The organism is Streptomyces sp. NPDC058291 (assembly GCF_042880855.1).
Classification (GTDB): domain Bacteria; phylum Actinomycetota; class Actinomycetes; order Streptomycetales; family Streptomycetaceae; genus Streptomyces.
This window is the reverse complement of the sequence record NZ_JBHVYK010000134.1, coordinates 1-14781: the sequence shown is the minus strand read 5'-3', so window position 1 is coordinate 14781 and position 14781 is coordinate 1. Positions and strand designations below refer to the sequence as shown.

Below are 14781 nucleotides of genomic sequence, written 5' to 3'. Positions count from 1 at the left end.
CCTCCACGGGCCAGGACGACAACGCCTGGGACGGCGGAGGCAAGGAGGACGGCGGAGGCAAGGAGGACGGCGGCGGCTGGAGCGGTGAGCACGACAAGCCCAGCGGCGGCATGCACACCGGCGGCGGCGCCCTCGCCGGCCCCTCCCTCACCGCCGGCGGCCTCGGCATCCTCGCCGTCGCCGGCACCGGCCTCTACGCCCTGCGCCGCAAGAAGACGGCGGGGGGTGTGGCCTGAGCATGCCTGACGCGATAGCAGCCGCGGCCGCCACGCACCCCCCGCGTGGCGGTCCGGCGGGCTTCCCGTCACCCCGCCGCCCGCTCACCCGCGCGTGCCGCCACCGGCACGGATCGCCGGGCGAGGCCCCCGCTGCCACTGTCGGCGCCCCCGCCGCCCCCGTACACTGACAAATCGTAGATGTGTGCATGCAGTTCATCGGGGGGAGCCGCCATGTCGGGGGACCAGTACGGCAGATACGACCACACCATCCAGGTCCCGCCGATGCCGACGGCGCCGCCGCCGGCCCCGGCGGACGGAGTACGGGCCGTCGCGGTCGCCGTGCTCAACCTCAGCGGGCTGGGCCTGGGCTACGCCCTGGTGCGCCGCTGGGCTCTCATGGCGCTGTGCTGGATCGCCACCGCCGCCCTGCTCTTCGCGGCGCTGCCGGCCGACCCGGACGGCGTCCCGGCTGTCGCACTCGTCCTGTACGTCGCCTTCCTCGTCGCGGTGGCGGCGCACGGCGCGCGCGTGGGCCTGCGCACGCCGCTCGCCGGGCTTCGCCGCGCGCCGCTCGCGCTCGCGCTAGGGCTGCTCCTGCTGGCGGCCCCGGCCGGCGGCGTCGTGCTGTACGACGACGCGCGGGACGAGGCGACGCAGCAGATGCTCCTCGACCGGCTCGACGAGGCCGACCGCATGGTGGAGGCCGCGGCCGGAAAACCCTTCGGCACGGCTCAGGCCGACTACACCAAGGCCCTGTCCGTCTACTCCGACCTGCGGACGGACCACCCCGGATCGCGGGCGGCCGAGCGGGTGCCGGCACGGTTGAAGACGTTCTACACGACGGTCGGCGCGCCGTTCGCGCGGGGCGACTACTGCGCGGCGACGGCGCCCCTGAAGTACCTGCGCACGATCCCCGAGGGCATGCCGGAGACGGACCTCGGGGACCTGAAGACGTGGCCTGACGACCGGCTGGCGACCTCGCTGTACGCGTGCGCGTCGGCGGCCCTCACCGCCGGCGAGGCAACCTGGACGTCGCAGTTCGGGGAGTTGCTGACCGCGTTCCCCGACTCCGAGCAGGCCGGGAAGGTCGAGCCGGCCGTGGCCGCCGCCGTCCTCCGCACGGAGAAGGAGCTCGGCGGGGCCGAGCCCTGCACCGCGGTCCAGCGGCTGCGCACGCTGGGGACCCAGATAGACGGTCTGACGGCCGCGCGCGCGGCCGTCGGCGACGCCCTCGACAAGGACTCCCGGCGGGCCGCGGGCAGCGCCGACGCGGGCGCGTACACCTGCGGTGTGGACCAGTACCGGGACGGCGACTTCGACGCGGCGCAGACGACCCTGACGGACTACGCGTCCGCCCACAAGAGCGACAAGAACGCGGCCCGCGCGAGGAAGATCGCGATAGCCGCGGAGATCGCCCGGACCGTGCCCGCCGCCGGCAAGACCCTGCCGACCACCCGTTCCGGCGGCAGCATCTCGGTGACGGTGCAGAACGACAGCCCCGACGAGATCACCGTCCTGTACACGGGCCCGGTCACCGGGAGTTTCACTCTCAAGGCCTGCGGCAGTTGCAAGGCGTACTCCTTCGCCGACACCGTCAATCCGAGTTTCAAACCGTGCGACAACAGCGGCAAGAACTATCCGGAACGCACCATCAGCCTGCCGGTCGGCACGACGTACTTCCTGCACAAGCCGATGGGCGACAGTACGGCCACCCCCGCCTCGGACACGGCGAAGCTGCAGTCCGGCTATGTCTACACGGAATGCGCGTACACGACGCAGCGCCTGGGGTCGGGCCTGTGAACAAGGGATGAAATAGCGGGGAATTCCGGCTGCTGAATATTCGTCAGCCCGCCAATGCGTTACCTGGGGGCCCTGTATGACAGGTGATAAGGTGCGCCGGAATTCTCTTGCGCAGCGCCCCACACGAAAGCCTTGAGACCAACGGAATGAACGACACGATGGCGGATGCCCCTCTCGAACCCTTCGTCCCGGGCGGCAGCCGCCGGCACCGCAGATCGGGGCAGAGCGGCACCGGACTGCGGCGGGCGATCGTGCTCGCCCTCGCCGTCCCGCTCACCTCGGCGGCTCTGACCGCCCCCTCGGCGTTCGCCGCGGGGAAGGGCGTCGGGACGACGGCCAAGGACACCGCACCGGGTCAGGGCCCCGGCGCCGACGACCGGCAGATGGTCACGAACCTGGAAACCCGGGTGCTGGATCGGCGGCTGGGCTCCCACGTCAGCGGCGTGGTCCTCGACTCCGCGTCCGACCGGCCCCTGTGGGACCACAACGGCGCGACCGCGCTGATGCCGGCCTCCAACACCAAGCTCGCCACCGCGACGGCCGCCCTGACCGTGCTGGGCCCGGACCACCGGTTCACCACGAAGGTCGTCTACGACGGCGGCACGCTCACCCTCGTCGGGGGCGGGGACCGGACGCTGACCGGCGCCGACCTCGCCGAACTGGCGAGCACCGCGGTCGCGGGCCTCAAGGCGGCGGGCCTGACGTCGGTGAAGGTCGCCGTGGACGACAGCCTGTTCCCCGAGCCGACCCTGGCCAACGGCTGGAACACCGGCTACTACCCCGACTCCGTCGCCCCGGTGCGCGCGCTCGTCGTGGACGGGCGTCACGTCCAGGACACCTCAGTCGACGCCGGGCAGCTCTTCGCCCAGCGGCTCACCGCGGCCGGGATCGCCGTCGACGGGGCCGTCACCCGCGCCACGGCGAGCCCCGGCGACGTTCCCGTGGCACAGCACAGGTCCGCCGCGCTGTCGGAGATCGTCCGGAAGATGACCAAGGTCAGCGACAACGACATCGCCGAGACCCTGCTGCGCGCGACCGCGCTGGGCGCGGGGCGCCCGGCCACCTTCGAGGGCGGCACGGAGGTCGTGCGCCAGGTGCTGACCGAGCGGTACGGCGTGTCCCTCGACCACTTCGAGATCTACGACGGCAGCGGGCTCTCGCGCGCGAACCGCATCCCGGCCGCCACGCTCGCGGAGCTCCTCGAACTGCTGACGGAGCCCCGCTACGCCGGCACCCTGGGCTCCATCCTCGACGGGCTGCCCGTCGCCGGCGAGGCGGGCAGCACCCTCGGCCCCGAGTGGGGCCGGTTCGACGACGCGAACTCCAAGTGCGCCGTCGGCAAGGTGCGCGCGAAGACCGGCACCCTCACCGGGGCCATCGCCCTCAGCGGTCTGACGCAGGGCAAGGACGGCAGGTGGAAGGTCTTCTCGTTCGTGGAGAACGGCTCCACGGCCGACCCGAACGCCATCAAGGACGCGATGGACGGTCTCGCGGCGACCGTCAACGGCTGCTGGGCCTAGGACGCACGGCGGACAGCAGGCGTCAGGCGTCAGGCGTCAGGCGTCAGGGGCACGGGAACGGACGGGAACGGACGGGAACGGGCCGGCTCCGGTGGAGCCGGCCCGTTCCGCGTGCCCACCGGCCTGAGGACGTCGAGACCATCCGCCGCATCGCCCGGCCCCCGCTTCTCGCGGCGTTCGGCGCGCCCGGGGCGCCGGCCGGGCCCCGCCGCGGGTGCTGGTCCTGACCCCCACGGGCGACCAGGGCTGCGCCTACGCCGCCCCGCGCGCGGGCGGATTCCTGCCGCAGGACGCCACCTCCGACGAACTGACCCGGCCCTGCGGGCCGTGGCGGCCGGAGACGCCGCCCTCACCCCCGAGCTGACCCGCGCGCTCATCGACACCGTCCGCCGGGAACGCGCTCCGCGGGCAGGCGAGGGGGCGATCGGGCCCGGCGCCTTCAGCCAGCGCGAACGCGACGTCCTGGTGGCCGTCGCCTCCGGCTGGTCCAACGCCGAGATCGGCGCACGCCTGTCCATCGCCCCGACCAAGACCCACGTCAGCCACATCCTGACCAAGATCGGCGCACGCGCGCGGGTGCAGGCGGTCGTCTTCGCCTACGAGTACGGCCTGGTGCACCCGGCGGCCTGAAAGACAGGCGGCCTGGTGCATCCGGCGGCCTGAAAGACAGGTCCTAGTCGCGAGCGCGCTGGTACACGCGGGCGAGCAGCAGGTTCGGGTCCTTCCGGGTGAAGTAGGCCGCGCTCGGGATGTAGGCGGTCCGGCCGCGTACCGCCACGGAGGTGGGGTTGGACAGCCCGTCCTTCGGCGTGAGGACGACGCGGTGGGCGCCGTCCGGACGGACCAGCGCGATCTCGCTCCCGCCGGTCAGGGCGGCGAGGGCCGTGTCCTTGTTGCGCTCGACGAACCCGAAGTCGTCGATCGCGTAGAGCCGGGTCGCCCGGGTCTCGATCGGGCCGGCGAAGCCGTTCTCGCGTACGCGGATGCGCAGCAGCGTCCCGGCGTTGGTGTTGGACACCCACACCGCGTCGCGGTGGAACCGCAGGCCGTTGACTCCGACCCGGGCCGCGGGGGGTGCGTTGCGGGGCTCCAGCGCGGCGCCCGTGGCCCACGCCGTGGGTGCGCCGCCGTGGCACGGAACGCGCCAGACGGTGCCCAGGACCGAGTCTGCGGCGTAGAGCACGCCCCGGCGCTCGTCGAGGGCGAGGCCGTTGGGGAACCCGGTCGGCGGCAGTGCGGCGATCTGCCGCGGTGCGCTGCCGTCGGGGGCGATGCGCCAGATCCCGGTCCGGGCCGTGCCGGTGGCATAGGTGACGTAGAGAGTGCCGTTCTCCGCGCGGGCGATGCCGAGCACCACGGCCCTGCCGACGACCGGGGTCTTCGGGTCGGCGACGGCCGGCAGGGTGGCCAGGATCCGCGTCCGGCCCTGCCGGGTGACGTTGACGACCTGCCGTGCGGTGGAGAGCGTCAGGTCGGCGGAGCCGTCGGGTTCGAGGGCGATGTTCTCCGGTGACTCCCCCCGGGCGAAGTCGAAGTGGGCGACGACACGTGGTTCGGAGACGGCCGGCTCGCCGCCCGTGGCGGGAGCCGTGGCGAGCAGGCCGAGGGAGAGGGCGGCGGCGGTGACGACCGCCGGACGGGGGACTCGGGGCATGGGGGCCTTCCTTGCGGGGAAGTCGGAAACGCCGCTGAGCGGCGGCCAGACGACCATCGCGTCGGGCAAGGGGCCGCTGCCGCCGTCGCGGCCGGGGAGTCGCCCGCGTGGCCCAGGGCATGGAGCCGCCTGCCGCTCACGCGAGTGACGCGCATGCAGCAGACTGTGCCCTGCAGACCGACACTCATCCAGAAGGAAGCACAGCGTGATCATCTTCGGCACCAAGGGATACCTCTACCAGCTGGCGATACTGACGCTGGTGTGCGGCCGTTGCGGCAACCCCGCGGCGCACACCCTCAGGAAGCGGGTCACGAAGTTCACGCTGTTCTTCGTGCCGCTGTTCCCGATCTCGACGAAGTACGCCACGCAGTGCACCTTCTGCGGCGCGGAGCAGAAGGTGACCAAGGAGCAGGCGGACCAGCTGCTCGCGCAGGGCGCGGGCGCCGGCCAGCCCTACGGGCAGCCGCAGCAGCAGCCGTACCAGCACTGACCGTCGGCGCCCCTCACCGGGTCAGCCCGGCCCGGTCGCAGGCGGCCCGCAGCTCAGGGGTGCAGATGCGGGCGACGGTGTAGACGCCGTTGTCGACCAGCACGGGTCCGATGTCCTCGGCCGTCACCGGGTGCGCCGTGAGCAGGACCGACGGGATGCGTGCGGTGGTGGGGCTGTCGGTGGTCGTGGTGGCGTCGCCGCCCGGACGCTCGCCCTTCCCCACGGCGACCGCCATGGCGGCCACGGCGGCGGCCTCCTCCTTGAACGGCTTGTACACCGTCATGTACTGCTCGCCCTTGACGATGCGCCGCACGGCGTCGAGGTCGGCGTCCTGGCCGGTGACGGGCGGGAGCTCCGTGACGCCGGCGCTCTTGAGGGCGGCCACGACGCCGGCCGCGATGGAGTCGTTGGCCGCGAGGACGCCGTCCATCCCGTCCGGGCCGAGGGCCGCGATGGCGGCGGACATGTTCGCGTGGGCGTTCTGCGTGCTCCAGTCGGCGGTGTCGTAGGACCTGGCGATCCTCACCCGGCCGGAGAGGGCGGACAGCGCGCCCTTCTTGTACCAGAGCGCGTTGGGACTGGCCGGGTCGCCGTTCATCATGACGACGTCGGCTTTCGGGGCCCGCCCCATGCCCTTGAGCAGCGCCTCGCCCTGGAGCCGGCCGATCCGCACGGCGTCGAAGCCGACGTACCCGGCGACCGGGCCCTCGGCCAGGCGGTCGTAGGCGATGATCTGGACGCCCGCGCGGTGCGCCTCCTGGACGGAGGAGCGGACCGCCCGGGTGTCGGCGGCGTCGAGGATGAGGACCTTGGCGCCCTTGGTGACCATCGAGACCAGTTGCTGCCGCTGTCTGGTCACGTCGTCCTCGGCGTTGGCGTACTCCAGCGTGCAGCCGGGGCACAGCTTCTTCACCTGGGCCTCGATCAGCGGCCGGTCCGAGTGCTCCCAGCGCGGGACGGTGCGGCTCGGCAGCAGCAGGCCGACGGTGAAGCCCTCCCGGGCCGGCTTCTGCCCCCCGCCGCAGGCGGCCAGGGGCATCGTCATCAGGGCCGCGGCGAGCACCGCGACGACATGCTGCCGGCGGATCATGACGTCACTCCCTCCGGCACGGCGATCTCGCTCCACACCTGTTTGCCGCCGGCCACCGGGACCGAGCCGGACGACTCCGACATGGCCTCGACGAGCAGCAGGCCGCGGCCGCCGGTCGACTCCCAGTCGACGATCACGGGTTTGGCGGGCGCGCGCGGCGAGGAGTCGCTCACGCAGACGCGCACCCGGTCGCCGCGCAGGATCAGGTCGAGCCGGACCGGTCCCTGGGTGTGCACGAGCGCGTTGGTGACGAGCTCGGAGACGACCAGCAGCACGGCGTCGGCCGCCTCCTGGACCTTCCAGCGGCGCAGGGTGCGCGCGGTGAAGCGGCGGGCGTGCATGACGGCGTCGGGCAGCCGCCACACCATCCAGCCGGCCCGGATCGGGCGGGTCTTCATGCCGTCGTAGCGCAGCAGGAGCAGCGCCACGTCGTCCTCGCGGCGGCCGGCGTCGCCGAGCAGCTTGTCGGCCATGGCGCCCGGGTCCGCGGGGTCGGCCGCGGCCAGCGCGGCGCGGGTGCGGCGCATGCCCTCGTCCAGGGGCAGGTCGGCGGCCTCCACCAGGCCGTCGGTGACCAGGGCGAGGACGGTGCCGGGGGCCAGTTCCAGGGCCGTCATGGGGAAGTCCGCCTCGGCGAGGATGCCCAGCGGGGGCCCGCCCGTGACGTCGACCTCCTCGGTGACGCCGTCGGGGCGGCGGACCAGCGGGGCGAGGTGGCCGGCCCGGACGAAGAGGGTGTTGCCCTCCTCCATGTCGAGCTCGGCGTAACAGCAGGTGGCGAAGAGATCGGTCTCCATGGCCACGAGGAGCCGGTTGGCGTGCGAGACGACGACGTCGGGCGGGTGGCCCTCCATGGCGTAGGCCCGCACGGCGGTGCGCATCTGGCCCATGATCGTCGCGGCGCCGGCGCTGTGTCCCTGGACGTCGCCGATGACCAGCGCCACCCGGTCCTGGGAGAGGGCGATGACGTCGTACCAGTCGCCGCCCACCTGCAGACCGCGCTTGGCGGGCAGATAGCGGGCGACGGCGGTCCCGCCGGGCAGTTCGGGCAGCCGCCGGGGCAGCAGGCTGCGCTGGAGCATCGTCGCGAGTTCCTGCTCGGCGTCGTGGGCGTGGGCCCGTTTGAGGGCCTGGCCCACGAGGGCCGCGGTGGCGGTGAGCAGGGAGCGTTCCTCGGGGACGAACTCGTGGGGGCGCTCCCAGCCGACCAGGCACACGCCGGCCACCTGGCCCTTGGCGGGCAGCGGCAGCACGGCCAGTCCGCCGTCGCCGACGCCGGTCAGTCCGGGTTCGAGTTCGGTGCCCGCCGGCCACAGGTCCATGCGGCCGTCGCTGAGGGCCGCCTTCAGGGTGGGCAGGGCCCGCAGCGGCGCGTCGGGCCATTCCGTGCGCCACTCCGAGCGCCACACCTCGGGCCAGGCGGTGGGCTGCGGCGGGTCGAGGACGGTGACCAGGAGCCGGTCGTCCTGCAGCGCGGCGAGGGCGACCCGGTCGGCCGCCAGCGGTTCGCGCAGCGCGGCGACCACGACGCGGCCGACGTCGCGGACGGTCGCGGCGTCGTCGAGGGCGGCGGTCAGCCACTGGATGCGGGCGACGTCGTCGGTGCCGCGGCGCAGCACGGGGGTGGCCGTCACCACGCCCAGCACCTCGTCGCGTCCGTCGGGGCCGCCCGCCTCCGCGCGGCAGCTCAGGCTCAGCCAGCGCATCTCGCCGGTGGGGCCGCGGACCCGGAACTCCAGGTCCCGTCGTACGGAGGCCTCGGCGGACGGCTCCAGGACCGACATCAGGGCGTGCATGTCCTCGGGGAGGGCGTGGGCGAGGAGGGTGTCGGCCTTGCCGTCGAAGTCCTGCGGGCTGATGCCGACCAGGTCCAGGAGGGTCTCGTCGGCCTCGATCAGGCCGGTGTCCGGGAAGACCACGAAGGAGCCGACGCGCAGGCTGCGCAGGGCGGGCGCGAGCAGGGGGGTCGGCGCGGTCGCGCCCGCCGCCGGACGCAGGAGCGCGGCGAGCGCGTCGGCGTAGCGTTCGAGGAACCGGCGTTGCTCGACGTCGAAGCCGTCCGCCGAGGCGCCCTCGACGACCAGGCAGCCCAGCCGTCTGCCGTCCGCGTCCAGGGGCAGCGCGCCGAGCGGGGTGTCGGCGGTGAGCCAGAGGGGGCGGTCGGTGCGGTAGGCGCGCGCGGCGGGCGAGTCCCCCGACAGCTCCAGGCGGTCCGGCGGCCCGGACCCGTCGGGAGAGTCCGTGGACGTGTCCACGAGCCGGAGCTCCCGGTCGCCGGCGCCGGGTGCGTAGACCGCTGCCTGTGCCGCTCCGGCGAAGGTCAGGACCCGGTCGAGGCATCTGCGCACCGTACCTCCCGTCCTGTCGCAGGTCCCGACAGGTTGAGATCGGGGCACCCACCCACCAGAATCGCATATACGGACCAACCGAACATATCCACCTCATTGTCGTCTACGGCAGGTATCGCTCATGAAGGCCTGCATACGGGACGCCGCCGCCGTCGCGACGGCCGTCTGCACCGCCGTCGTACTGGCGGCCTGCGGTACGGACGCCGACGGCGACCCCGGCGCGGAGGGCGGACCGCGCATCGGTCTGCTGCTGCCGGACAACACCACGGCGCGCTGGGAGACCCAGGACCGGCCCCTGCTGGAGAAGCGGATCCGGGAGCTGTGCCGGACCTGCACGGTCGAGCACGCCAACGCCAAGGGCGATGTGGCCCTGCAGCAGGAACAGATGGACGCGATGATCACCAGGGGCGTGGACGCCGTCGTGCTCGTCGCCGTGGACGCCCGCTCGCTGGCGCCCACGGTCGCCGAGGCCCACGAGGCCGGCATCCCCGTCATCGCCTACGACCGTCTCGCCGAGGGCCCGATCTCGGGTTACGTCTCCTTCGACGGCATGGAGGTCGGCAGGCTCCAGGGGCGCGCGCTGCTGAAGGCGATGGGCGACAAGGTGCCCGGCGCCCAGATCGTGATGATGAACGGCGATCCCGGCGACCCCAACGCGGTTGCGTTCCGACGCGGTGCGCTGTCCGTGCTCGACGGGAAGGTGAAGATCGGCAAGGCCTACGACACCCCGCAGTGGCGGCCGGAGACCGCCCACATGAACATGTCCGGCGCGCTCGCGGCCCTGGGCGACGACGCCGTCGACGGCGTCTACGCGGCCAACGACGGCCTCGCCGACGGAAGCATCTCCGCCCTCAAGGCGAACAAGGTCGACCCGCTGCCGCCGGTCACCGGGCAGGACGCCGAGCTGTCGGCGCTGCGGCGCATCGTCGGCGGCGACCAGTACATGACCGTGTTCAAGCCGTTCGGGCCCGAGGCGGCGGCGGGCGGCGCGATGGCCGTGGCGGCGGCGCGCGGGCAGAGCCTGGGCCCGGTGGCCACCGGCGAGGTGCCGACGCGCGGCGGGCAGGCGGTCGCCTCCGTGCTGCTCGCCCCGGTGTCCGTGACGGCCGACAACATCGGGGACACGGTCGTCAAGGACGGTCTGCACACGGTCGGACAGATCTGCATCCCCCGGCTGCGGGCCGCCTGCGCGAGGGCCGGACTGACCTGATCCGCGGACCGAGGAGTTGGTTTCCGTGCCGGATCCCCCCTTGCTGGCACTGCGCGGGGTGTGCAAGCGCTTCGGCGTCGTCGAGGTCCTCACGGACATCGAGCTGGAGATCCACTCCGGGCAGGTCGTCGCTCTCCTGGGGGACAACGGGGCCGGCAAGTCCACCCTGGTCAAGGCGATCTCCGGGGTCGCCCCGGCCGAGAAGGGCGTCATCGAGTGGCAGGGCCGGCCGGTGCACATCCGGCGGCCGCACGACGCCCGGGACCTCGGCATCGCCACCGTCTACCAGGACCTCGCGCTCTGCGGGAACCTCGACGTCGTCGGCAACCTGTTCCTGGGCCGGGAGATCCGCCGGTTCGGGTTCCTGGACGAGGTGGAGATGGAGCGCCGCACCAGGCAGTTGCTGGAACGGCTGACCCGGGGACTGCCCGATCTGCGCGGTCCCGTCGTGGCGCTCTCCAGCGGCCAGCGGCAGACGGTCGCCATCGCCCGCTCGCTTCTGGGCGACCCCCGGGTGCTCCTCCTGGACGAACCGACGGCCGCGCTGGGCTTCGAGCAGACCACGGAGGTCCTGGACCTGGTAGACCAGTTGCGGGACCGCGGTCTCGGCGTCCTGCTCATCAGCCACAACATGGGTGACGTGAAGGCTCTCGCAGACCGCGCCGCGGTCCTGCGGCTGGGTCGCAACAACGGCTTCTTCGACGTGAACACCGCGTCCCAGGAGCAGATCGTCTCGTCCATCACCGGCGCCACGGAGAACGTGCCCCGCCGGCCGGCCGCCCGGGAGGCGGGGTGGTGAAGAGCATGCGGACCGTCGCCCAGGGCGCGCGGGGCGCGGTCGCGGTCGTCCGGCGCAAGCTGAGCGCCGGCGAGCTGGGGTCGCTTCCCGTCGTCCTCGTCCTGGCCGTCGTCTGGATCATCTTCCAGTCCCTCAACCAGAACTTCCTCTCACCTCGGAACCTGTCCAACCTGAGCGTGGACATCGTGGGGACGGGGCTGATCGCGGTCGGCATCGTCTTCGTGCTGCTGCTGGGGCAGCTCGACCTGTCCGTGGGATCGATCAGTGGTCTGGCGGCGGCCGTCTTCGCCGTGCTGAACGTGAACAACGGGGTGCCGGAGTGGCTCGCGCTGGTCGTCGCGGTGCTCGTGGGCACGGTGGCGGGGACCGTCCAGGGCTACTCCGTCGCCAGGACCCGGGTGCCGGCGTTCGTGGTCACGCTGGCCGGGCTGCTCACCTGGAACGGTCTGATGCTGGCGGTGCTCGGGGACAGCGGCACCGTCAATCTCGACGAGGACGGCCTGGTCGCCCGGCTGACCAGCTACTACTTCACCCATGATGCCGTGGCCTACGGTCTGGCGGCGGTCGCCGCCGGCGCGGTCTTCCTCGTCTCCGACCGGGACCGGCGCCGCCGCAGGGCCCTCGGCATGCCGCACCGCTCGCTGCGCGGCATCCTGGTGCGCACCGCAGGGCTCGCGGTGCTCGCGTTCACCGTCGCCTACCTGCTCAACCGGTTCCAGGGGCTGCCGCTGGCCCTGCTGATCTTCCTGGTGCTGGTCGCGGGCCTCGACGTCGTGCTCCGCCGCACGCACCACGGACGGCAGGTCTACGCGCTCGGCGGCAGCATCGAGGCGTCGCGGCGCGCCAGCATCGACGTGACGTGGGTGCAGACGGCGGTGCTCGCGACGTCGGGCACGATGGCCGCGATCGGCGGGCTGTTCCTGGCCTCGCGGATCACCTCGGTGAGCCAGACCTCGGGGTCGGGCGTCCTGCTGGTCAACGCCATCGCGGCGGCCGTCATCGGCGGCACCAGTCTGTTCGGCGGGCGCGGCACGACCTGGTCGGCGGTGCTCGGCATGCTCGTCATCCAGTCGATCGCCTCGGGCATGGCGATCACGGACACTCCCCCGGCCGTCCAGTTCGTGATCACGGGCGGGGTGCTGTTCGCCGCCGTGGTCGTCGACTCGCTGTCGCGGCGCTCCCATGAGGCGCACGGACGGGCCTGAGGGGACGGGCCTCGCAGGAGGGGTCTCGGGGGACGGGTATCGGGGGACGGGCCTGAGAGGCCGGGTCTCGGGGGACGGGCCTGAGAGGCCGGTGCGACTTTGTGCGGACATGTGTCGCCGTTCCCCTGTGCGCGGAGACCGTCGGGTCTACTGTGGTGCCGTTCCGAGTTCGGTGAAAGTTGCACCATTTTTGAACGCATCGCCGTCGTCGCGCCGTAGTGAGGGACGACGGCGCGTCACGCGCCGGACCTGCCCGGCGTTGCAGGCGTACCAGGGTTGCAAGCGTTTCAGGCGTTTCAGGCGTACCAGGGCGATAGGACTACCTTGCCGAACCACTCACCCGCAGCGGAGGGACGAAGAAGGTCCCTCACCAGCAACTGGCCGGTCGGCCGACGGCTGCGGGCCGTCCTGCTGATCCCGGTGCTCGTCGCCCTCGTGCTCGGGGGCGTGCGGGTGAAACGCTCGGTGGACACCTGGCAGGACGCCGACGACGCGGTCCGGGTGGCCGAACTCGTCCAGGCGGCGAACGCCTACGCCAGCGACGCGATCAACGAACGCGACGTGTCGGTCATCCCGCTGCTCGCGCGGAAGAAGACCACGGACGCCGTCGTGCGGGCCCGCAACGTCACCGACGCGGACGCCGCCGCCTTCGACCGTGCGGTCGCCCGGATGCCGCAGACCAGCGGCCTGCTGCGGCGCGTGCAGCTGGTGCGCGCCGGCGAGAAGCAGCTGGCCGCCGTGCGGGCGGACGCGTTCACCTCCCGGATGTCCGGCGTGCAGACGGAGGAGAGCTACCACACGGTCCAGCACCCTTTGATGGAGCTCTCCAACGAGCTGGGCTTCGGCAGCAGCAATCAGGCCAGCTTCGGCCGCACGCTCTATGCCGCGTCCCTGACCCAGGCGGCCGAGTCGCTGATCCGGTCCATCGGCACCCACCTGCTGGTGGAGGACCGCGACGGCCTCGCGGCGGGCGAACTGGAGTCGCAGCTCGGCTCCTTCCGCTCGTACGCCTATCTCGAACAGGTGGGGCTCCAGGAGTTCGCCGGCGCCGGGACCGGCGAGGACACGGCGCGGCTGACCAAGGCGCTGGCCGCCGCCGAGGCCCTGGGCGAGCAGCAGAACGCCACCGCCGCCGCGCAGGCGAAGGCGGCGGGACGCCCGTACGTGAAGCCGCCGCGCATGGACGAGATGATCAGCGCGATCGCCACCGGGAAGCCGGCCGCCGAGCTCGCCGCGCGGGGCATCACCCCCGAGTCGTTCTTCGCCGCCTCCACCCTGGGCTTCGACGCCTACCGGAGCATCCAGGTGAACCTCACGGACGCCGCGCTGGCCGGGGCCCAGGACATCGCCGACGACGCGCGACGCGACGCGATCACCAACGCCGCGCTCGTGCTCGCCGCGGTGCTCGCCGCCTTCCTCCTCGCCTCCTGGGTCGCACGCACCATGAGCACCGGCATGCGCCGGCTGAGCGCCTCCGCCATCGACATCGCCGGAAAGCGCCTGCCGAGTCTGATCGAGCAGATGTCGCAGCCCGGCGCCGACCCGGTCGACACCCGGGTGACGCCGATCCCGATCGACACCACCGACGAGATCGGCGAGGTCGCGCGGGCCTTCGACCACGTCCACCGCGAGGCCGTCCGGCTGGCCGCCGAGCAAGCCCTGCTGCGCGGCAACATCAACGCGATCTTCACCAACCTCTCCCGTCGCAGTCAGTCCCTGATAGAGCGTCAACTCACGCTGATCACCAGCCTGGAGGACAACGAGACCGACCCCGAGCAGTTGGAGAACCTCTTCCGGCTGGACCATCTGGCCACGCGCGTGCGCCGCAACGGCGAGAACCTCCTGGTGCTCGGCGGCGAGGAGCCCACACAGCAGTGGGACCGGCCGCTGCCGCTGGTCGACGTCGTCCGGGCGGCCTCGGCGGAGGTGGAGCAGTACGAGCGCATCCGGTTCTCCGGCCTGCCGGAGGTCGAGATCCAGGGCAGCGCCGTGTCCGACCTCGTGCATCTGCTGGCGGAACTGCTGGAGAACGCCACGGTGTTCTCGTCCCCGCGGTCCGAGGTGCGGGTGACCGCCGTACGGCTCCCCGACGGCCGGGTCATGGTCGAGATCCACGACGAGGGCATCGGCCTGGCGGCGGACGACTTCGCGACGATCAACCACAAGCTCGCCAACCCGCCGACCGTCGACGCCGGCATCTCCCAGCAGATGGGGCTGTTCGTGGTCGGCAGGCTCGCCGAACGGCACGGCATCCGCGTGCAGTTGCGTCCCTCGGGCGAGCAGTCGGGGACGACGTCCCTGGTCATGCTGCCCGACTCGATCACCCCCCGCTCCCCGGACGCCCGGCCCGACTCCGAAACCCTGACCCTGGCCAAGGTCAGAAACGTTGCGCAGTCCCGCCTCGCGGACGTCATGGCCTCCTTCCGCGGCGGTCCGGACTCCGGCGA

At 72.7% G+C, this 14781-nt stretch carries 11 protein-coding genes and 1 pseudogene; 9 read left to right on the top strand and 3 right to left on the bottom strand.

All coding sequences use genetic code 11. From position 1 onward, the window contains the following. From ACFVYK_RS36355 to ACFVYK_RS36340, 4 genes and pseudogenes are all read left to right on the top strand, one after another. A pseudogene (locus ACFVYK_RS36355) lies at positions 1-236 on the top strand (hypothetical protein); the annotation flags it as partial. 213 nt (positions 237-449) lie between these two features. Continuing rightward, positions 450-2018, top strand: coding sequence for a hypothetical protein (locus tag ACFVYK_RS36350; RefSeq protein WP_389781010.1), 1569 nt, complete (start codon positions 450-452; stop codon positions 2016-2018). Between the two features lie 158 nt (positions 2019-2176). Next, positions 2177-3538, top strand: coding sequence for a D-alanyl-D-alanine carboxypeptidase/D-alanyl-D-alanine-endopeptidase (gene dacB, locus ACFVYK_RS36345; protein WP_389781009.1), 1362 nt, complete (start codon positions 2177-2179; stop codon positions 3536-3538). Between the two features lie 327 nt (positions 3539-3865). Next, a complete protein-coding gene (locus ACFVYK_RS36340) occupies positions 3866-4168 on the top strand; it encodes a response regulator transcription factor (protein ID WP_389781008.1) in 303 nt (100 codons plus the stop codon). A gap of 43 nt (positions 4169-4211) precedes the next feature. Here ACFVYK_RS36340 and ACFVYK_RS36335 read toward each other — a convergent pair whose 3' ends face one another. Then, on the bottom strand, positions 4212-5192 hold the full coding sequence (locus ACFVYK_RS36335) for a hypothetical protein (protein ID WP_389781007.1): 981 nt from the start codon (positions 5190-5192) through the stop codon (positions 4212-4214). A gap of 205 nt (positions 5193-5397) precedes the next feature. Between ACFVYK_RS36335 and ACFVYK_RS36330 the strand changes: the two genes are divergently transcribed. Then, positions 5398-5682: a zinc-ribbon domain-containing protein gene (locus ACFVYK_RS36330; RefSeq protein ID WP_109000715.1), complete on the top strand. Its 285-nt coding sequence runs from the start codon at positions 5398-5400 to the stop codon at positions 5680-5682. Positions 5683-5695: 13 nt separating this feature from the next. On the opposite strand, the gene ACFVYK_RS36325 is transcribed toward ACFVYK_RS36330, so the two are convergent. Beyond that, positions 5696-6772 carry a sugar ABC transporter substrate-binding protein gene (locus ACFVYK_RS36325; protein ID WP_389781006.1) on the bottom strand — a complete coding sequence of 359 codons (1077 nt, stop codon included), beginning with the start codon at positions 6770-6772 and terminating at the stop codon, positions 5696-5698. Further along, complete coding sequence (locus ACFVYK_RS36320; RefSeq protein ID WP_389781005.1) at positions 6769-9120, bottom strand: SpoIIE family protein phosphatase; 2352 nt, start codon at positions 9118-9120, stop codon at positions 6769-6771. The genes ACFVYK_RS36325 and ACFVYK_RS36320 overlap by 4 nt, the downstream gene beginning before the upstream one ends. Before the next feature lie 121 nt (positions 9121-9241). Between ACFVYK_RS36320 and ACFVYK_RS36315 the strand changes: the two genes are divergently transcribed. The 4 genes from ACFVYK_RS36315 to ACFVYK_RS36300 all read left to right on the top strand — a co-directional run. Then, a complete protein-coding gene (locus ACFVYK_RS36315) occupies positions 9242-10330 on the top strand; it encodes a substrate-binding domain-containing protein (protein WP_389781004.1) in 1089 nt (362 codons plus the stop codon). 25 nt (positions 10331-10355) lie between these two features. Then, complete coding sequence (locus ACFVYK_RS36310) at positions 10356-11129, top strand: ATP-binding cassette domain-containing protein (RefSeq protein WP_389781003.1); 774 nt, start codon at positions 10356-10358, stop codon at positions 11127-11129. A 5-nt stretch (positions 11130-11134) separates the two neighbouring features. Further along, positions 11135-12334: a sugar ABC transporter permease gene (locus ACFVYK_RS36305; protein ID WP_389781011.1), complete on the top strand. Its 1200-nt coding sequence runs from the start codon at positions 11135-11137 to the stop codon at positions 12332-12334. A gap of 324 nt (positions 12335-12658) precedes the next feature. Then, positions 12659-14781: nitrate- and nitrite sensing domain-containing protein (locus tag ACFVYK_RS36300; RefSeq protein ID WP_389781002.1), on the top strand; the 2123-nt coding region annotated here is incomplete at its 3' end.

Coding starts and splice junctions, on each gene's coding strand:
- ACFVYK_RS36335 (WP_389781007.1), bottom strand. CDS start 5,192: ATGCCCCGAGTCCCCCGTCCGGCGGTCGTCACCGCCGCCGCCCTCTCC.
- ACFVYK_RS36350 (WP_389781010.1), top strand. CDS start 450: ATGTCGGGGGACCAGTACGGCAGATACGACCACACCATCCAGGTCCCG.
- dacB (WP_389781009.1), top strand. CDS start 2,177: ATGGCGGATGCCCCTCTCGAACCCTTCGTCCCGGGCGGCAGCCGCCGG.
- ACFVYK_RS36325 (WP_389781006.1), bottom strand. CDS start 6,772: ATGATCCGCCGGCAGCATGTCGTCGCGGTGCTCGCCGCGGCCCTGATG.
- ACFVYK_RS36305 (WP_389781011.1), top strand. CDS start 11,135: ATGCGGACCGTCGCCCAGGGCGCGCGGGGCGCGGTCGCGGTCGTCCGG.
- ACFVYK_RS36315 (WP_389781004.1), top strand. CDS start 9,242: ATGAAGGCCTGCATACGGGACGCCGCCGCCGTCGCGACGGCCGTCTGC.